The organism is Pelagibacterium limicola, from assembly GCF_015694405.1.
Taxonomy (GTDB): Bacteria; Pseudomonadota; Alphaproteobacteria; order Rhizobiales; family Devosiaceae; genus Pelagibacterium; species Pelagibacterium limicola.
The window spans coordinates 477257-497073 of sequence record NZ_JADQDB010000001.1 but is presented as its reverse complement, the minus strand read 5'-3'; the positions used below and the strand labels follow the sequence as shown (position 1 = coordinate 497073).

14 protein-coding genes are annotated in these 19817 nt (G+C 60.8%); 10 read left to right on the top strand and 4 right to left on the bottom strand.

All coding sequences use genetic code 11. From position 1 onward, the window contains the following. Positions 1-10 precede the first annotated feature (10 nt). Together I2G20_RS02415 and I2G20_RS02410 are read right to left on the bottom strand one after the other, a co-directional pair. Entirely contained in the window at positions 11-988 is a 978-nt protein-coding gene (locus tag I2G20_RS02415; protein ID WP_196258071.1) for an ABC transporter permease, read from the bottom strand. A gap of 66 nt (positions 989-1054) precedes the next feature. Continuing rightward, positions 1055-2728 (bottom strand): ABC transporter substrate-binding protein, encoded by a 1674-nt coding sequence (locus I2G20_RS02410; RefSeq protein ID WP_196258070.1) that lies wholly within the window; start codon positions 2726-2728, stop codon positions 1055-1057. A 323-nt stretch (positions 2729-3051) separates the two neighbouring features. Between I2G20_RS02410 and I2G20_RS02405 the strand changes: the two genes are divergently transcribed. Both I2G20_RS02405 and I2G20_RS02400 read left to right on the top strand, forming a co-directional pair. Continuing rightward, a complete protein-coding gene (locus I2G20_RS02405) occupies positions 3052-6486 on the top strand; it encodes a hybrid sensor histidine kinase/response regulator (protein WP_196258069.1) in 3435 nt (1144 codons plus the stop codon). A gap of 89 nt (positions 6487-6575) precedes the next feature. Further along, positions 6576-8492, top strand: a complete 1917-nt coding sequence (locus I2G20_RS02400) for a beta-N-acetylhexosaminidase (protein WP_196258068.1) — start codon at positions 6576-6578, stop codon at positions 8490-8492. Positions 8493-8594: 102 nt separating this feature from the next. On the opposite strand, the gene I2G20_RS02395 is transcribed toward I2G20_RS02400, so the two are convergent. Then, a complete protein-coding gene (locus I2G20_RS02395) occupies positions 8595-10343 on the bottom strand; it encodes a sigma-54-dependent Fis family transcriptional regulator (protein WP_246472760.1) in 1749 nt (582 codons plus the stop codon). A gap of 319 nt (positions 10344-10662) precedes the next feature. On the opposite strand from I2G20_RS02395, the gene I2G20_RS02390 reads away from it, so the two are divergent. From I2G20_RS02390 to I2G20_RS02355, 8 genes are all read left to right on the top strand, one after another. Beyond that, on the top strand, positions 10663-12135 hold the full coding sequence (locus I2G20_RS02390; protein ID WP_196258066.1) for a benzaldehyde dehydrogenase: 1473 nt from the start codon (positions 10663-10665) through the stop codon (positions 12133-12135). A gap of 90 nt (positions 12136-12225) precedes the next feature. Then, complete coding sequence (locus I2G20_RS02385) at positions 12226-12993, top strand: coniferyl-alcohol dehydrogenase (RefSeq protein WP_196258065.1); 768 nt, start codon at positions 12226-12228, stop codon at positions 12991-12993. Between the two features lie 12 nt (positions 12994-13005). Further along, positions 13006-13896: an alpha/beta hydrolase gene (locus I2G20_RS02380; protein WP_196258064.1), complete on the top strand. Its 891-nt coding sequence runs from the start codon at positions 13006-13008 to the stop codon at positions 13894-13896. 53 nt (positions 13897-13949) lie between these two features. Continuing rightward, a complete protein-coding gene (locus I2G20_RS02375) occupies positions 13950-15269 on the top strand; it encodes an ABC transporter substrate-binding protein (protein WP_196258063.1) in 1320 nt (439 codons plus the stop codon). Continuing rightward, positions 15269-16000 (top strand): ABC transporter ATP-binding protein, encoded by a 732-nt coding sequence (locus I2G20_RS02370; RefSeq protein ID WP_196258062.1) that lies wholly within the window; start codon positions 15269-15271, stop codon positions 15998-16000. The genes I2G20_RS02375 and I2G20_RS02370 overlap by 1 nt, the downstream gene beginning before the upstream one ends. Continuing rightward, on the top strand, positions 15997-16722 hold the full coding sequence (locus tag I2G20_RS02365; RefSeq protein ID WP_196258061.1) for an ABC transporter ATP-binding protein: 726 nt from the start codon (positions 15997-15999) through the stop codon (positions 16720-16722). The genes I2G20_RS02370 and I2G20_RS02365 overlap by 4 nt, the downstream gene beginning before the upstream one ends. Continuing rightward, positions 16715-17653 (top strand): branched-chain amino acid ABC transporter permease, encoded by a 939-nt coding sequence (locus I2G20_RS02360; RefSeq protein WP_196258060.1) that lies wholly within the window; start codon positions 16715-16717, stop codon positions 17651-17653. The genes I2G20_RS02365 and I2G20_RS02360 overlap by 8 nt, the downstream gene beginning before the upstream one ends. After that, on the top strand, positions 17643-18641 hold the full coding sequence (locus I2G20_RS02355) for a branched-chain amino acid ABC transporter permease (RefSeq protein WP_196258059.1): 999 nt from the start codon (positions 17643-17645) through the stop codon (positions 18639-18641). Before I2G20_RS02360 ends, I2G20_RS02355 begins: the two co-directional genes overlap by 11 nt. 6 nt (positions 18642-18647) lie before the next feature. Here the strand turns inward: I2G20_RS02355 and I2G20_RS02350 are convergent, their stop codons facing one another. Then, positions 18648-19712, bottom strand: a complete 1065-nt coding sequence (locus I2G20_RS02350; RefSeq protein ID WP_196258058.1) for a cytochrome c3 family protein — start codon at positions 19710-19712, stop codon at positions 18648-18650. Positions 19713-19817 lie beyond the last annotated feature (105 nt).

Below are 19817 nucleotides of genomic sequence, written 5' to 3'. Positions count from 1 at the left end.
CGCGCATGGATCAGGCCCTCCTCAAGCGGGGATCGAGAAGGACATAGGCGAGGTCGACAATGAGGTTCGCCGTCAGGATGGCCAGTGTCATGATGAGCAACTGGCCCTGGATGAGCGGGTAGTCGCGGGTGACGATGCCAATGTAGAGCATCTGGCCTAGGCCCGGATAGTTAAAGACGACTTCGGTCACCAGCGAGCCTCCGAGAATGGCACCGAGCGTGAGCCCAAGCGAAGTCACCGACGGGAGCAGGGCATTGCGGGCTGCATAATTAAACTTCACCCGCCGCTCCGAAAGGCCCTTGGCGAGCCCCATGATCACATGGTCCTCACCCAGTTGCCCGATCATGTTGTTACGCATCGTCACGAGGTAGCCGCCGATGAAAACGATCATCAGCGAAAAGACCGGCATGAGGGCGTGAAAGAATACGGAGCCGATGAAAGTAAGGTTGAAGCCCGGGTCGAGGCTGGGGTTGTAGGCATAGCCCGTGGGCAGCCATCTCAGGACGAGCCCGAAGGTGAAGAGCGCAAGGATCGCGATGACCAGGGGTGGAATGGCCTGCAGCGCCAGCGAGGCCGGCGTGACCAGGGCATCGAAGCCACCGCCGCGTTTCCATGCTGCGAAAACGCCGATCAGCGAACCTAGGGCAAAGGCGAGCACGGTCGCCGTCCCGGCGAGCAGGAGCGTCCAGGGCAGGGCCCAGCCCAGCCGCTCGTTGACGGTCTGGGGATAGTAGCGGATGGAATAGCCTAGATCCCCGGTGAAGACCGATTTGAGGTAGGCGAAGTATTGCTCGTGCAGCGGGCCGGTGGCAAAGCCGAAGGTCTCGATAAGCGCGGCCCTGGCTTCGGGCGGAATGGTGGTGGTCGCCTGGGCGAACATGATGTCGATGGGGTTGCCCGGCATGAGGCGCGGAAGAATGAAGTTAATGGTGGCCGCAATGAAAAAGGCGGCGATGTAGAAGCCCAGACGACGTAACACGAAGGCCATGATCTTCGCTCTCCTGCGGTACAGCCGGACGGCCCGATGGGCCGTCCGGTCATTGTCGGAAGTCGCTTACTGTGCGACCGGGCGCAGGCTGAGCAGATGCAGCAGGCGCTCGGGCACACCCGCATAGACCACGGGGCGCGCGACAGGATTGTCCGCATTGAAGAAGCCGGTGAAGCGGCTGGTGTTGTATTCGTACCAGAGCGGGTTGTTAAAGACGTTGATCAGGGGCATGTCCGCCGCGATCAGCATCTGGATTTCGTTCATGATTTCCGTCTGTTCCTCGGGGTCGACGGTCGAGTTGAACGAGTCGAGCGCAGCATCGAGCGCGGGGTTGGCGTACCGCGCCGACTGGAAGCGGCTCTGGCCGATGTGGCGCGAGTGCAGCGATTGGTCGAGGAAGTAGTGCGGAGACACGCCGGTCGTTACAGAGTTGATCGCCGCGTCGTAGTCGCCGGCAATCAGTGCATCGGTCCAGGCCGGGCTTTCGGGCGTTGCAACTGTGGCGTCGATACCGATCTCATTGAGGCCTTCAACCGCGAGCTGGACGGTGTTCACCCAATCGGTCCAACCGTTCGGAACGATGATGTTGAAGCGGATCGGATGACCGCCGGGGCTCTCGATAAAGCCATCGCCATTGGTGTCGGCATAACCTGCGGCTTCGAGTTCGGATTTGGCGCCGTCGATGTTGAACTCGGTATATTTGCCGTACTGAGCCTCGACTTCAGGGTTGTTCCAAGAGTGGTAGGCGCGGCCCAAGCCCGAGGGGTAATCGTTGACGGTCGGATAGCCGTAGCCCGCGATATCGACCATGGCTTGGCGATCCATCGCCATCGAGAAGGCACGGCGGAATGCGAGGTCGTTGAAGGCTTCGTTAAGACCGGGATCCTGATGCGCAAGATTGAGTGAAAAAAACACGGGCGAGCCGGCAGGGAACCAATAGCCGTGGTTGTCCGGATCGGCGCCGACATAGGTACGTTCGATGTCTGGGATGAACGACCCGAACCAGTCCAGTTCTCCATTGGCGGCGGCCGTCAGGACCTGGTCGTTATTGGCCAGTTGCGGCATACGCATGCAGTCCACATGCAGGCTCTCGGCATCCCAGTAATGGGGATTGCGGCACTGGATGTATTCCTGGGGTGTGAACCGGTCGATCTCGGTGAGGGGGCCGGAACCGACCGAGGTTGGGTTTGTATAGGTCACCGGATCATCGATATCGGCCCAGATGTGCTCGGGAACGATTGGCACCTGAACGATCTGATAGATGAGGCCGGCATCGACAGCGGCAAGCTCCAGCGTGAACGTGCGGTCGTCGACCTGATAGACGCCGCGCAGCTTGGGCCAAACGGCACGTTGGTCGAGGGCGGGGAACTCCTTGACGAGATTGAACGAGAACACCGCATCGGCAGCGGTCAACCGCTCACCGTCCGACCAGAGAAGGCCATCGCGCAGAGTGAAGGTAAGCGAAAGCATGTCGTCGGAGTAGGTATGGGATTCTGCGAGCCGGTAATGCGGTTCGCCGCCCTGCATGGCGTTGAACACCACCAGCGGCTCATACATGAAATCGAGAATGGTCGGCAGGACAGTTGTGTTGTTGAACGGGTTGTAGTTTTCGACCCAGCTCGTCAATTGCTGGGGAACCGCGGTCAGAATGGCGTGGTTGCCATCCTGGGCCTCGGCTGTCGCGAGCGCGGGCAGGACCAGCGCGCTGGCGAGCAACACGCTTTTGAATTTGAATGCCATGATAATCTCCCTCCTTTGAGCACTATCGCCGAATATGGTCCGCGATATCCTGCAGTCGGCATCGATCCGATCCAGCAGGTGTGTAGACGGGAGTATCGAGAGCAAAAATGGGCCTGCGCTGTCTTGGCCCATTACCGTAAAAAAGGCAGCCAAAAACTGCAAAACCGTCAAAATCGAAATATCGGGCGGGGATGGCTTTATGAATTCTGCGCCGTGAATATGAATACCGTGTGTCGCAGCGTGGCTGCGCGTCGCTTGTCCTTGTCTCTGTCCAGCGCCATTGTCGCCGGAGACCAGGGCGTGGCTGGGGAGGAACGGGAACCATGCTGCCAACCGGCCTTGCGCCATCCGGCTTTCGCGGACGTCTCTTTGTCATACTCATTTGCATCACGACGCTGCCGCTGGTCCTTACAGCATACGTCTTCTTTTCGATCCTCAACACCAATGTCGCGGAAGAAACCACAGCCAAGCTTGCTTTCGTGCGGGACGCAAAGCGGTCCGAAATTGAGCAGTATCTGACCTTCGCCTTCCGCCAAGCCGAGGCACTGACGAAATCGAATGCCGTCCGGTATTCGATCGGCGATTTTTATGGCTTTTCCTACGCTTTCCGTCAGATCGACGAGGACGCCGATCAGGCCCGATCGGTGCTCCAACGCATCTTCGGAATCGGGGGAGAGCCAGCGCCAGATGCTGGGCCGCTGACGATGGACAGGGACGCGTTGCTCCGCAACGCGCTCGAATACTCCAATGCCCATCAGCGCTTTCACGAAGAATATTCGAGCTTTGTACGTTCGGCCGAATTCGACAATCTCTACCTCATCAATACGGATGGTCGGGTAGTCTACTCAGTCGAAAAGGATCTCTACCTCGGCGGAGACGTTACCGACACGCTGGGCAATACGGTGCTGGGAGCGCTCAACAAACGACTGCTTGCGAACGAGGGGACCATTGCCGTCGCCGACTTCGCTTTCGACCCGCTCACTGGGGTTTACGCTGCCTATGTCGCGGTGAGGGTCGAGTTTTACCAGCGTCCGCGGGGGGCTGCAATTTTCAGGCTGCCGGGGCGAGGTTTGGACGCAATCGTCCAGACCCAGGATGAGCAGAGCGGCAGCTTTTTTCTTGTCAGCAGCCAAGATGCGCTGGTGTCGGCCCCCGAAACGATGCCGCTTGGCATCGGTCAGCACGTGGATGCCAGCGATTTCGCGGAAGGGCGGATGGAGACCGCGCTGATTTCCAACGGGTTGACCGACGGGGCCGCGCTGGCGGCCTGGACGCCCGTCGGCTTTCACGATCTCGAATGGAAGCTCATTGCCGAAGTGCCGACGCGGATCGCATTCGCCAAGGCCGAAGCGCTGACGCAGTTCGTGCTTATCATCGCCGCCGTCGCGCTACCCGTCCTGTTCTGGCTGGCGTTCATGCTTTCGCGCACCATGACCGCGCCACTCCAGACACTGACCGAAGTGGCAGAGTCGATTGCCGCCGGCGATCTCGACAGGACCATGCCTAACATCGAACGCCCGACCGAGCTTGGCCGGCTCAATGAGAGCTTCAAGCGGATGCGCGATGCGATCCGCGGGCAATTGGGTCTGATCGGGCAGAAGAATGTGGAGCTCGAGCGACATCTCAAGCTCATTGAGGAAAAGAACGCCGCGCTCGAGGAAGCCGACCGGCTCAAGGATACGTTCGTCGCCAACACGAGCCACGAACTGCGCACGCCGCTCAACGGCATCATCGGTATTTCGGAAACCCTGTCGGCGGGGGCGGTTGGAGACGTCACCCCGGCCCAGCGCAGCCAGCTCGAACTCATTATCTTCTCGGCCAGGCGGCTATCCCGGCTGGTCGACGACCTGCTCGATCTCTACCGGATCCGGCAGGGGCGGATGCGGCTCGATATTCACCCGGTGCATGTGGCGACTTCGATTCGCAACGTCCTTCACCTTTCCGAGCCGCTGGTGCGGAGCGAGCCGGTAAAGCTCGACGTCGATATCCCCGAGACGCTGCCTTACGTGATGGCCGACCCCGTGCGGTTCGAGCAAATCCTCTACAATCTTCTGGGCAACGCCATCAAATATACCGATCAGGGTTCGATCACCATGAAGGCCTGGCGGGCGGGAGATATCGTATCGGTCGCCGTGATCGATACCGGGATCGGAATCGCGCCGGAAAATCTCGAACGCATTTTCCAGCCGCTGGAGCGTGGGGATGCCGCTGAGATTGTCCATACCCCCGGGGGTGCAGGGTTGGGCCTGACCATCGCGCGGCAGCTTGCGACCGTCATGAACGGTCGTCTTTCGGCGCAGTCGAATGTCGGAGAAGGCTCGCGGTTCGTTCTGGAAATTCCGGTCGCGGAGGGAGCGCTCATCGAGGCCGAGATGATGACGCACGGCGACCGGACCGAGGGAATCCGAGAGTCGATCGGCATGCTCTTTGCCGATGCAGCGGAAAATTACGGGCCGTCGCCGGACGATGCCCCACTCATCCTCGTGGTCGACGACGAGCCGATCAATATTCAGGTTCTGCGCAATGTTCTGGTTCCGCAGGGTTACGCGGTCCGGTCGGCTGAAAGCGGTCTCGATGCGCTGGCAATGGTGGAAAAGAAAAAGCCCGATCTCATCGTGCTCGACGTTATGATGCCGCAGATGGGTGGGCTGGAGGTCGCGAAACGTTTGCGGGACCGTTATGGATTGCTCGATTTGCCGATCATCATGGTCACGGCGCGGTCGCGTACCCGCGACGTGATTGCCGGTTTCGAGCACGGGGCCAATGATTACGTGGTCAAGCCTTTCGTCAAGGACGAACTCCTGGCCCGTATCGCCACGCTGCTCGAAGCCGGTCGCGCGCGCGGCGCGGCGCGGGAGAATGTCGAGCTCAAGCACGAGATCGAACGCCGCGTACAGGTGGAAGATGCCTTGCGGCTTTCCCAGCAGCGGATGACGCGGCTGCTCGACGCGCTTGGGGCGGGGCTCGTCTGTGTCAATGAGGCGTGGCGCGTGACCTATGCCAATCAGGCAGCTGCGGTTTATGCCGGGCGCGTCATCGAGGCCGGCGCGACCGTCTTGACCGATATACTGACGCCGACGGTAGCGGATGCGATGACGCGCACCGTTGCCAGCGAAGGCCGTGCGACGCTGGAGGACGTGCCTCTCGGTCATGCTTCCCGCACGTTTCTCCTCAACGCTTTCGAACTCGAGGCCGATGCCGGGGGCGGTATCGCGCTGATCGTCGCGCCCGATACCGACGAAACGCGCAGGGCGAGCGATCAGCTCGTGCGGTCGGTTCAGGGCGTCATCGACACTGTCGGCTCCGCGCTGATCGAGAGCGGCGCCAAACCGCCCGTCCCAGCCGCAATCACCGAGGACGCCGATCCGTCAGGCCGTCAATATTATCGCGAGACCATCGTCAGCGTTGTTACCCAGAGTCTCGCGCTCTGGCGGCGTGTGACAGGGAAATCGAAGTTCGATTTTGCGGAACTGAGTGGCGTCTGGCGCGTCAACCTCGACCGTTCGTCGCTCCAGGCGCGAACCTTCGACAAATACCTGCTCATTGAAACGCTGCCTGCCAATCCTCGCTGGCGGGACGTGATCCAGACGGCGGAGTTCGCGCTCTCGGAGACCGAAGCCAGGCTCACCGATCCTGAGATTGCTGCACTTCACGCCGAACTCAAGTCCACGGCCACGCGGCTGCGCGATTACGTTCGGGAAAACATCCTGCCGCGGCCAAAGACCGAAACCACTGACGTAACACTTCCCCGGACCTGATGTCGGCCTCTCGCCGTTTTCCACGCGGGGCTTGCCCCGGCCGCAGGCGGATTTTTGCCTGCTTCACCTAAAACTGACGGAAATCCAATATGTCCACCTACGCCTTCCGCCTCGATTCCGACTGCAATCCTGATGCCGCCGCGCATGGCCGGCTGCAATTGGTCCTGACCAATACCGGAGCCTCGCCGGTCTCCGATTTTGTGCTTGAAGTGACTTCACTTTTCCGCATCAAACCCGGGAGTCAAATCGAAGGCGCGAGACTGATCGAGCAACTTTCAAATTATCACAAGCTGGCACCCGAGGAGGGATTTGTACTGGCTCCGGGAGCGTCGTGGACTATCACCGCGACCGAGATCAGCCACACATTGCGCCATTACACCTATGGCCCCAAATCGGCGGTCATTACGCTCAAGGATGGCACAAAGATCGGCCCCGAGATTACGCCGATGACCTTGCGCGGCGAACGGGGAGACCCGGTCATGGCCGCCCCGGCGCGCGGTCAATTGCCGAGTGGCGAGGCTCCCATAAGCGTCATTCCCTGTCCCGAGCATGTCGATGTCCATGGCCGCCGCGCGGTGGACCGAGTTTTGATGCTGGAGTCGGCCACCGATGAGGCGAGTGCGGCTTTCACGGCAGTGTCGGCGCTGGCGGAAAGGCTGTTTCCCGGCGAGGCGCTTTTTGGCTCCGAAGGGATAGCCATCACCTGCGTCGCCGACAGCGCAATCCGGGAAGCCGGGTATTTGATTGCTTTCCAACCCGATGCGGTGACCCTTTCGGCGGCCGATATGGCCGGTTTCCGGTATGGGCTTATCTCATTGGCCCAGATGCTGCGCGGGGCGCGGCAGCATCCGGAGGATTTCGTTTTTCCGGCACGGGGAACGATCTCGGACGCGCCACGGTTCGGCTGGCGCGGCTCGCATCTCGATGTCGCCCGGCAGGTCTATATGATCGCGGAACTCAAGGCCTTTCTCGACACGATGGCTTGGAACAAGCTCAATCGTTTCCATATCCATCTCAATGACGATGAGGCCTGGCGCCTCGATATCCCGGCTTATCCCGGACTGGCGGAAAAAGCGGCGTGGCGCGGGCCGGGGGAAATCCTGCCCCCACTCCTGGGCACGCCATTTGCGCGCCATGGCATCGTCTATCGCGCTGCGGACATTTCCGAACTTGTCGATCACGGGCTGGGTCTCGGGATCGATATCGTGCCGGAAATCGACATTCCCGGTCATTGTTATTGCGTGCTGCAGGCTCTGCCGCAATTGCGCGATCCGGGGGAAAATGAACTTTATCGCTCTATCCAGTACTTCCCCAACAACGCTCTCAATCCCGCGGTGGAGGAGACCTACGTGTTTCTGGAAGCCGTTATCGAGACGCTCGTTAGGCTCTTTCCCTCCAAATGGATCCATATCGGTGGGGATGAGGTTCCCGAGGAGGCCTGGACCGGGTCGCCGCGCGCTCGGGCGATGGAGAAAGTCGAGGGGCTGCAAGGTAGTCATCAATTGCAGTCCTATTTTCTCAAGCGCGTCCAGTCGCTTCTCGCGCGACATGGCAAGATCGCCGGAGCGTGGGAGGAGGGGGCCCTTGGTGGAGGAATTGAAGCTGACGGCGCCTATCTCGTGGCGTGGAAGAAATCCGAGAGTGGGCGCCAGCTTGCCGAATGGGGATACGACGTCGTTTTGGCGCCGGCTGAGCATACCTATTTCGACATGGCACAGTCTGCCGATTGGTGGGAACCCGGCGCAAGTTGGGCGGGCGTCGTGACGCTGGAAGCCTGTTACGGTTTCGACCCTGCGGGCGATTGGCCCGAAGCTGCGCGAGGCAGGCTCTGGGGCGTTCAGTCATGCCTGTGGAGCGAAAACCTCTGCGACCGCAAGCTGTTCGATCATCTTGTCTATCCTCGGTTGTCGGCCGTTGCGGAAACGGCATGGTCGCCGCCCGCACGGAAGAACTACTCGCGCTTCATGGCGATCCAGACACTTATGCCAAGGGCCGGTCTAGGTTGACGATACCCGTCCGGGGCGCGGTTATCGAAACACCCGGCCAAAGGGTCAGACGAGAAGCGCAGCGTTCCTTCGGAAGATGTAGGCGCCATGCGGGGGCAAGGTCTACCGCTCGGATCGTCCCGGCATCAGCCCCAGTTTTTTCAACCGGTATTCAAATGCGGCGCGGCTCAATTTGAGGCTTCGGGCCGCGGCCGATATGTTGTTTCCGTGCCGCTCCAGCGCACCGAGATAGGCCTTTTTTTCAATTGCCGAGAAATCGGTGTCGCCGGATTGATCGAGTGCGGGGGCCATGGGCTCGGTGGCCAACCGCCCCTCGTGGGAAAGGGTCACGGTGAACGGCGACATGGGTTCTGCGCCAATGAAGAGATGGATTACATCGATCATGCTGCTGTCGTCGGCATAGACCACGCCGCGCTCGACGAGATTCTGCAACTCGCGGATGTTGCCGGGATAGTCGTAGCGCAGAAGGGCGCCCGTGGCCCTTCGCGAGAAACCGAGCAGGTTCTTGCGGTGGCGTTCGCAGTAGAGCTTGAGGAAATGTGCCATCAGAAGCGGGATATCGTCCCGGCGCTCGCGCAGGGGTGGAATGGCGATGGGGAACACGCAAAGCCTGAAATAAAGATCCTCGCGGAAGCGTCCAGCCTGAACTTCTTTGGCAAGATCGACGTTGGAGGCGGCAACGATGCGCACATCCACCGGGATCACGCGTGCGCCGCCCACCCGTTCGATCTTGCGCTCCTGCACGGCGCGCAACAGCTTGCCCTGCGCGGCATAACCGAGTGAGGCGATTTCATCGAGAAAAAGCGTGCCGCCCGAGGCGCGTTCGAAATAGCCGGCGCGCGAACTCACGGCGCCGGTAAACGCGCCCTTCTCGACCCCAAACAGTTCGGATTCCACGAGGTTCTCGGGTATGGCCGCGCAGTTGATGGCAATGAACGGCCCGTTGGCGCGGGCGCTCATTTCATGGAGTTGGCTCGAGAACATCTCCTTTCCCACACCGGACTCGCCCGAGAACAACACCGTGGCATCTGTCGCGGCGACTTTTTCGAGCAGGTGGCGGGTGCGGACAAAGGCGGCGGAGGTGCCCACGGCGACGCTGTCGCCAACCGCAGGTTCCGGAACTTCGGGTTCGGCGCGCCGGGCGGGCTTGGTGCGCACAGGATGGCTGCGCCACTTGAGCCCCAGCCATTCAAGTTCGGGCGCATCGTCTTCCCAAGCCTCGGCATTCTTGCCGATCACGCGGCATCGGCTCGCGCCCATTCCCATGCACTCGACTTCGCGGAAGATCACCGGTTTGCCGAAAAGACGTGTCGTATAGCCGGATGGCACGCCGGTTTGGAGCCAGCAAACCGGTTCGGTCGAGACGCCGTAATTGGCGAGGTGCTCGCCGGCTTCCGAAGAGTCGTCCCAGAAAAATTCGCCCCAATAGGTTCCCCGATCGCGATCGAATTCGAAGTGCTTGGTTGTGACCTTGACGAATCCTTCGAGCGTATGGACACGCGGGCCGGCTGCAAGAGCATGGGTCAGATCTTCTTCTGGCCACCGCTTCTGGATGAGCTCGGCAAGGCGCATCCCCTCGAAATAGCCGATGCGCATGAACATGGCGCGCGCCGTTTCCATGCCGAAGGCGTCGATGATTTCCGCCCGGATGCGTCCCAAGACCACAGACTGGATCAGGAGCATGCGTTGGTCGTTGAGCCAGATGCGTCCATCGCCGAGCGCGAAGTGCAGGGCCTCGGTGAGATCCGCAAGCGTAGGCGGGGCACCGGTTTCCAATTCACTACTTGCGCCGCGGGCAAGAATGCCCTGCGCCCGGCGGGAGGCTTCTGCGAGAGAAATGCGATTCTTCATGGACTTCATCATTTGCTGAAATATAATAATTAATATCATTATATAATGAAACTCAGCCTTTGCCCATCGCGCCCGTCGCCGCAGTGCCCACTGCTACAAGCCATTGAAATAAAGGCGTTAACCTGCGGAGATCCCCAGCTTGGCACGGCGTTTGCGTTAGCTCTCGGTGCGCAAGCCGGAGGAGGAGTGCGCGGGAGGAATTTTCTTGGAGTTCCTTGAACGGGAGCATGGTGCAGCACGTAAAAGTGCTTTCGCGCCAACGGATGTGCCTTGCCCGAAATCTCCCCGGCTTAACGGAAAAGGGATGAGGAACGGGAATATGAACGTCCAAAATGCAAATTTCATCGCCGTCGAGAATTGGCAGGGAAAGATCCTTATTGGGGACTGGACAGCAAGCGCTGGCGGCACGCTCGAAGTTCGTGATCCGTCGACGCAGGCCGTGGTTGCAACGGTCGGGGTGGGAGGGGCTGCCGACATCCGGGCGGCTGCCAAGGCTGCGAAGGGGGCACAGGTTGCCTGGGCGAAGACCTTGCCCACCGAGCGCGCGAAGATTCTGAACAAGGCTGCTGACATTCTCGAGCAGAACGGAGCGGAACTGATCCCGTGGATCATGCGCGAGAGTGGATCGATCCAGCCCAAGGCAGGTATCGAGATCGAACATGGAGCGCTCTTCCTTCGCCATGCTGCGACGCTGGCGACTCAACCCACCGGTATTATGCTGGCCGGCTTCGACAATCGCACCAACTATGCCAAGCGGGTGCCGCACGGCGTCGTGGGTGTCATATCGCCTTTCAACTTCCCGCTCGTCCTGTCCGTCAGGGCAATCGGCGCGGCGCTGGCTGTCGGCAATGCGGTGGTGCACAAGCCCGATCCGCGGACGCCGATAGCAGGGGGCGTCATCATTGCGCGCATCTTTGAGGAAGCCGGGCTGCCCAGGGATGTCCTGCAGATCATCCCCGGCGGTGCCGAGCCCGGAGAGGCGATCTGCACCGACCCCGATATCGCTATGGTCTCGTTCACCGGCTCAGCCCGTGGTGGCCAGCGCGTCGGTGAGTTGTGCGGGAAGCACCTCAAGAAGGTCCAGCTCGAATTGGGCGGCAAGAATGCGCTCGTTGTCCTCGAGGACGCGGATCTCGATGTGGCTGCCTCCAACGCTGCCTGGGGTGCCTTCCTGCACCAGGGCCAGATCTGCATGGCGACCGGCCTGGTTTTCGCGCACAATTCCATTGTCGATGCGCTGGCAGAAAAGATCGCTGTGAAGGCGCAGCATCTGCCGGTTGGCGACCCGGCGAGCGGCCAGGTGGCGCTCGGGCCGATCATTTCCAGCAATCAGGTGGAGATCATCCAGGCCATCGTCGATGACGCCGTGGCCAAGGGGGCTACGCTCATGGCGGGGGGGACCCATGACGGGCTCTTCTACAAGGCCACGGTGCTCAAGGACGTAAAGCCCGGTATGCGGGCCTTCGAGGAGGAAATCTTCGGTCCTGTCGCCTGCATCGCGGGTTTTGCCGATGACGGTGAAGCCGTTGAACTCGCCAACATGTCCGATTACGGGCTGGCCGCCGGTATCCTGTCCCGCGATGTCGGCCGCGCCATGGCTATTGGCGATCAGCTCAATGTCGGCCAGCTCCACATCAACGACCAGACCGTCAATGGCGGGCCGTTTGCGCCATTCGGCGGGCGGGGCAAATCCGGCAATGGCACGCGGATCGGCGGGCCGGCCGATCTTGAGGAATTCACGCAGTGGAAGTGGATTTCGATCAAGCCCGAAGCGACCGCCTATCCATTCTGATCTCCCCTGGGAGGCCCGCTCCCGTTCATCCTTTCTCCCCGGGAGCGGGCACTTTTCCTCTTGAAACAACCCACGGTGTGGAGCCTATCCATGAATCTCAATAACAAGACCATTATCGTCACCGGCGCGTCGTCAGGCATCGGCGGAGAAGTCGTTCGGTTTGCCCGTTTCCATGGCGCAAAGGTCATCGGGGTGGACCGTAACGACCCCATGATTACGCTCGATGGGTTCGTGAAGGCCGACCTTTCGAGCCCGGAAACGATCGATGCGGCGCTTGGGAGCTTGCCCGATCGTTTCGATGCGCTGGTCAATGCGGCCGGTGTGCCGGGTACGGTGGACAAGGACATCGTCGCCCGCGTCAATTATCTCGGCCTGCGCCACTTCACCGAAAAGCTGATCGACCGATTGCCCGCTGGCGGCTCCGTCGTCAACTTTGCCTCTATCCTGGGTGGCGATTGGCAGGCGCGGCTCGATGCACACAAGGCACTGGCGGGCACCACGGATTTCGCCCAGGGCCTCGCGTGGCTAGCGAGGAACCCTGTCCCGCAGGAGACCTGTTACCAGTATTTCAAGGAAGCACTGATCGTTTGGACGTTTATGCGCTCGAAAAGCCTGTTCATGGAGCGCGACATTCGTATGAATGCCGTAGCGCCCGGTCCGGTGTTCACGCCGATCCTCGGCGATTTCGTCACCATGCTCGGTGAGGAACGCGTACAGGCCGATGCCGCGCTGATGAAGCGCCCTGCCTTTGCCGATGAAATCGCGCCAGCCGTCGCGTTTCTCTGCTCGGACGATGCCCGCTGGATCAACGGGATCAACCTGCCGATCGATGGCGGGTTGGCCGCCGTCTACATCTGAACGAGGGATCCGATGTCCAAGGAACAACTCCACGCCGTTCTAGCCGCAGGGGCGGAATTTCCGCCGCCCCAGAATGGAAGCCTCGATGATCTAAGGGCCTGGTTCGAGGCCATCAATGCCCAGATACCTATCGCTGAGGGTATAGGGATCGAACACGTGTCCTTCGGCGCTGCGCAGGGCGATCTCATACGCCCTGGAAGCGGCGGCGGAGATGGGCTGATCGTCTATTTCCACGGCGGCGGCTTCATCTTCGGCTCGGCACGCTCTCACCGGGTGATAGCATCCCATCTGGCGGACAGGTCAGGTTGTTCGGTACTTGCGGTGGATTACCGGCTCGCACCCGAGCATCCCGCACCAGCGGCCTATAACGACGCGATCGCCGCGTTCCACTGGGCACTGGACAGGGGTTATCGATCCGAAAAAATCGTCTACGCAGGGGACTCAGCGGGTGGCAACATTGCCTTGCAAGCGACGCTCGATCTATGCGGGGACGGTGGAAAAGGGCCTGCAGCGCTTGTTCTGATGTCGCCCGCGCTCGACTTCGCCAATGAGGGCGACTCGCACACTTCACTTTCCGACGCACCGCTTTTAACGCCCGAACTTGTTGGGCTTTACACCTCGATCCATGTGGGAGACCGCGACCCTCGTTCGGCGGCGGTAACCCCGCTCTATCGCGACCTTTCCAGCCTGCCACCTGTGCTGATCCATGTCGGCACATGGGAACGCCTGCGCGACGACAGCCTGATCCTGGCCGAGCGGCTCAAGGCGGCCGGGGTGCCCGTGGAAATCAAGGTCTGGGATGGAATGGTCCATTCCTGGCAACTCTTCGCGCCGATGCTTGATGAGGGTATGGCATCGATCGCCGAGGCTGCAAATTTCGCCAATCACGCCCTCGGGCACTGAGACCGGAGGAGTCTCGCCGAGGGTATCGCCAACGCTCAAAAGGGAGGAACACTATGAGCAAATTGGTACGAAACGCGGGTAACGGCCTTACACGCCGCAACCTGCTCAAGGGCGCAGCACTCGGGGCGGCCGCCCTGAGTGTACCGGCAACGGTGCGCAGCGCGTTCGCGCAAGGAGATGGCACCGTAAGGGTCGGCTTTATCGGGCCGCGGTCTGGCCCACTCGGGATATTCGGCGAGGGCGACAGCTTCCTCGTGGAACAGGTGGGCAGACATCTTGCCGACGGTATACAGTCGGGCGACCGCCGCTATGGGCTGCAATTGGTTCTTGGCGACACGCAGTCAGATCCGGTACGCGCGGCGCAGGTTGCCCGCGACATGATCAATTCGGAAAACCTCGATCTGGTCATCACCTCATCGACGCCCGAAACCGTCAACCCGGTTGCTGATGCGTGCGAAGCCGCGGGCATGCCGTGCCTTTCGACCACAGCGCCTTGGGAATCCTTTTATTTCGGGCGTGGCGCTCGGCCGGGCGAGCCCTCGCCCTTCCGCTGGACCTATCATTTCTGTTTCGGCGTAGGCAATTTCACGCGGCTTTATGCCGACCAGTGGAGCCAGGTCGAAACCAATCGCCGCGTCGGCATTCTTGCCCCCAACGATGCGGACGGCAACGCGATCCGCATGATGTTGTTGCCCGAACTCGAGGCTGCCGGTTTTACCATCATCGATGCTGGTCCTTATGAGAACGGTACCACCGACTTTACCCAGCAGATCAACCTGTTCCGTTCGGAAAACTGCGAGATATTCAACTGCTTCCCGTTCCCGCCCGATTTCCCCGTGTTCTGGCGGCAGGCGGCACAGCGGGGCTATGCCCAGCAGGTCAAGGTTTGCCAGATGGCGAAGGCCGGGCTGTTCGCGGCCGAGCTAGAAGCGCTGGGCCCGCTCGGATATGGCCTGCACGCTGGGGCCTATTGGCATCCGCTGTTTCCGTTTACCTCCAGCTCCACCGGTCTCACCTGCGAAATGCTTGCGGCGGCGCATGAAGGTGTCGTCGGCAAGCAGTGGAACCAGCAATTGGGCGCCAATGCCTCGCTGCTCGACGCTACCGTTGCCGCTATCGCTTCGGCGTCCGATCCCAAGGACAAGACAGCCATGGCCAGCGCCTTGTCGATGCTCAAGTGTGACACTGCGGTCGGCGAGATCGATTTCACCAGCGGGCCGGTCGCCAACTGCGCGACGACGGGGCTTGTCGGCGTGCAGTGGGTAAAGGCAGAAAGCGGGCCTTATGAGTTCGATCTCAACATCGTCTCGAATGCGGACCACCCCTTCGTGCCGGTCACGGGCCAGATGACGTCGTATACGGTGCAAGGGTAATGAGCGAGCCTGCCATTCTTTCTTGCGCGGGATTGCGCAAGTCGTTCGGCCGGTTTCAGGCCCTTTCCGCGGTCGACATCAGCGTCGGCCGCGGGGAGGCCCTTGGTGTGGTGGGACCGAACGGTGCGGGCAAGACCACGCTGTTCGCCATCCTCGCAGGCGCACTGAGGCCGAGTGATGGTTCCATTGCATTCGAAGGACGGGATGTGACGTCGATGGATGCAAGCCAGCGGTGCCGCTACGGCATCGTACGGACGCACCAGATTCCGCGCCCCTTTCTGGGCATGACGGTGATCGAGAACGTTCTTGTTGCCGCGATGAATGGCGGCGGTCTTTCAGGAGAGGCGGCATGGGCAGCAGCGGAAGCGGCGCTTGAGCAGACCGAGTTGGCGCAGCATGCCGCCAGGCCTACGCAGACGCTTGGGCTGCTCGATCGCAAACGGCTCGAACTGGCCCGGGCACTGGCCATGAACCCAAGGGTGCTGTTGCTCGATGAAATCGGCGGAGGGCTGACCGAGGCCGAGCTAGAGGGACTTCTGGAGCTCGTCGCGCGGCTCAAGCGCAGTGGCATGACCATCGTGTGGATCGAACATGTGCTGCATGCTCTCGTGGCGTCCGTCGATCGGCTCATCTGCATGAGCGAGGGTCGGGTCATCGCCGAAGGCGCGCCGGCAGCGGTCATGGCGGACAAGGCCGTGGCACAGACCTATCTCGGTCGGGGTGTCCAATGAGCGCATTGGCCGTCGAAGCGATCACCTCCCGCCACGGACTGCTTACGGCTGTACACGGGGTATCTCTGACAATCGAGCCCGGTGAGGTCCTGGCGGTTGTCGGCGCCAACGGGGCTGGCAAAACGACACTCTTCCGCACTATCGCAGGATTGCATCGACCCGCCGAGGGCGCTGTGTTTCTGGGGGGCATAGACATAACCGACGTTCCGGCCTACGGGCGCCCCCATCTCGGGCTGTCGATGGTGCCCGAGGGACGCAGGCTCTTCACCAATATGACGGTGAGAGAGAACATACAGATAGCATGCGAGCAGACCGGCCGGAGCCGGAAGACGTTCGGGGCGGTGCTCGATGCGTTGCCTGTCGTGCGCACGCTTCTGGGCAAACCTGCTGGAGGGCTTTCGGGTGGCCAGAGGCAAGCGGTCGCTATTGCGCGCGCATTGGTGACGGCACCCAGGGTGCTGTTGCTTGACGAGGTTTCGCTCGGGCTTTCGCCTGCCGCCATCGATACGGTCTACGAAACTCTCGCTGCTCTGAAGTTAGGCGGCGAGGCGGCAATGGTTGTGGTGGAACAGGATCTCGACCGCGCGATGGGTTTCTGCGACCGGCTTGTGTGTATGCTCGAAGGAAAAATCGTTCTTGAAGGTAAGCCCAAGGATCTGACGCGCGAAGAGGTGAGCCAGGCGTATTTCGGCCTGCATAAGGGGAGCAATGCCCATGCTTGAGGCCATTGTTCAGGGCGTTTTGCTCGGCGGCTACTACGCCGTTATCGCAGCGGGCCTTTCCCTCATGCTGGGGGTTGTCCGTTTCATCAACCTCGCGCATGGCGACCTTGCCGTGCTTGGCGCCTATCTGGCGCTGGCGGCTATTGCCTTTCTGGGACTACCTGTCTGGTGGGCGTTTGCGCTCGTCCTGCCGGTCATGGCGGGCATAGGCTGGGGACTGCAGCGCTTCCTGTTTGCGCGGACCTTGGAGGGCGGATTTCTGTTGCCGCTGCTAGCAACGTTCGGACTAGGAGCTGTGCTTCAGAACGGGATGCAGGGGATCTTCGGGTCCGAGACCAGGTCGCTTGCCAACTATATGGGAAACCTCTCCTGGGCGGGATGGCAATTGCCGTTCGGCCTCTATGTTGGCGTGTTGCCGGTCTTGACCTTTGCCGCCGCAGTCATCGTGCTCGGCGGCCTGCAGGTCATGCTTTCCTTTACCAAGATCGGGCGGGCAATGCGTGCGACCTCGACGGACCCTGAGGCTGCCGAACTTCAGGGGGTGGACGCGAGGCGAGTCCAGCGCGTGGCAACCGCTATCGCCTTCATGCTGGCAGGACTGGCCGGGATGTTCCTTGCGATGCGGGCGCAGGTGACGCCCTATGCCGGGCCGGCGCAGCTGATCTTTGCCTTTCAGGCGGTCATCATCGGCGGCATCGGCTCTCTTTGGGGGACGCTGATTGGCGGTATCGCGCTTGGCGTCGCCCAGAGCCTGGGCGCGTCGATTTCGGCGCAATGGTTTCAACTGGCGGGGCACTTCCTATTCTTCGTGGTTCTTGCGATCCGAATGTCCAGTGCAGGACCGACGCGAGAGCGGGTGCTGGTCTGGTTCGATCGCATCGCGGATGCACTGAGGCTCAGAACGAGGGGGGAGCGCAAACATGCTGACTGATATCGGACAGCGCCGGGAGCGCCTTGCGATACCGGGGGAGGCCTACGCGGCATTTGCCATCCTTGCCTTGTTGATCGCGGTCCCGCTTTTTGCGGGCAACGCGGCCGTGGACAAGCTGACGACGCTATTCGTCTATCTTTTGCTTGCTGTGATGTGGAACCTTCTGGCGGGCTATGCGGGCATCGTCTCGGTCGGCCAGCAGGCCTTCTTCGGGCTCGGAGGCTATTTCGCTGTCAGGCTCGTGGAAGCGGGATTGCCGCCCTATTGGGCCTTCTTTGTCGGTGCCCTGGGTGTCGCTATTGTTGCGATACCGATCTCAGCGGCCATCCTTCGCTTGAAAGGAGGCGAGTTGGCCATCGCCTTGTGGGTGCTCGCGGAAGTGCTGCGGCTCGCTGTGATGTTTGATCCTTTGGTGCAGGGCGAAACAGGTATTTCGCTGCTGGCGATGAACAGCTTCGATCCGACGTTCCGGCGCAATCTCAACTACTGGCTTGGGCTTGCCGCGGTCAGTGGAATGCTAGTCGCGGCCTATTTCCTCCTGCGCTCCAAGATCGGGCTTTCCGCCAAGGCCATCCGCGATGATGAGGAGGCGGCAAAATCGATCGGCATCGACGCAATGCGGGTCAAGCAGGTGTTTTTCGTGATCGCTGCGTTCGGTTGTGCAATTGCCGGCATGATCTGGCTGGCCAACACCATCACCTACCAACCGCGCACCAATTTCGGCATCCAGTGGACCGTCTTCATGCTGTTCATGGTTCTGGTGGGCGGGTTGGGAACGTTCGCCGGTCCCATTGTCGGCGCGGTTGTGTTCTTCCTGCTTCAGGAGATTTTCGGCAATTATGGCGCGTGGTATCTGGCTGGCCTTGGACTGATCGCGATCCTTTTTGCTTCCATGCTGCCGGGAGGCATCATGGGGTACGTGCAATCGAAAACCGGGTTCGTCCCGTTTTCGGATGGCATGACTCAAAACAATCGAAAGCGGCCCTGAAACCTGTCAGGGCCGTTCGCCCAGTTCGATCTCGATCCCAAGGTTTCCGGCATTCGCCAGGCTCTCTATGCTGTCGTGAAGCACCTGAATGGCGTAGTGCGGGTTATGCGAATAGGCGCCCTTGTCCTTTGAGATGAACTGGAAGTTGTATGCCGCACGCAAGAGGTTCGGGGTCCAGGCGTTGTAGCGGTTGGCCGGGGTCATCTCCGTGCCGGCGTTAAAGAAATAGGGGAACCTGTCGGCATAGACGATCGGGGTCCCCGAAATCTCCGACGCATAGGCCTCGATCGCTTCACTTAGTCGCGCGGTCAGATTGGCGATTTCGAGGTATATACCAGTCGATGTGTCGCCATCGCCGTCGTAATCGCCGCGCGACGTGCGGATAGCCCGCACATCGTCGGTCTGGTGGCAGCCGACGCAGGTTACGGCAACCACTTCGAGACTATGTGGATCGTGGCAATCCGCACATGTCGAGAAGGCAGGAACGTGGGCGAACCGACCCATATAGTCCTTACCGGGATATTCGTAGGCGCCCTTGACCTCGCTGCCAAATTGCGTTGCCGCGGCCACCGCATAGTGCGGGTTGAGGAAGGTCAGCTCCGGATTGACGGTATCGTCGTCCATCCCGTCTGTCGCGCGGGATATGTTCACGCCCGATTGCCGACCCTGATGGCAGGTGAGGCATGTCGCGACCGAGCCGGGCGTAGCGATTTCGATACCGGACGGAAAGCTAACGGCGGCTATGTCCTCAGCGCCGTCTTCATGACACGTCGCGCAGTCGATGACCCCCCCGGTCGGTATTGGATGGGCAATTTCGCCGACCGGTGAGCCGTCGAGGCCGTAAAACTCGCGAAATCCTTCTCCCGAATGGCAGACAGCGCAATTCTGGGGAATGGCGCCTTCGGCGTTCCAATGGGTGAAAGAGGGCGAGTCGCGATCGGCATGTCCCGAGCCTAGCCATTTTTCGACAATCGTCAGCTCCGGAGAGGACTGCTGCGCATAGGCGCCACTCGCTGGACCGAATGCGAGAAATGCTGAAATTCCGGCAATCACAATCGTGCTGGTCCGCATGGCACCGATGCTCCCCTTGGCTGTTCCGGGTTTTTGACTGGCCAAAAAACCCACCCTAATGTTGACCTGAGTCAACGTCCTCGTCAAATTTGTCCGCCAAAGCTC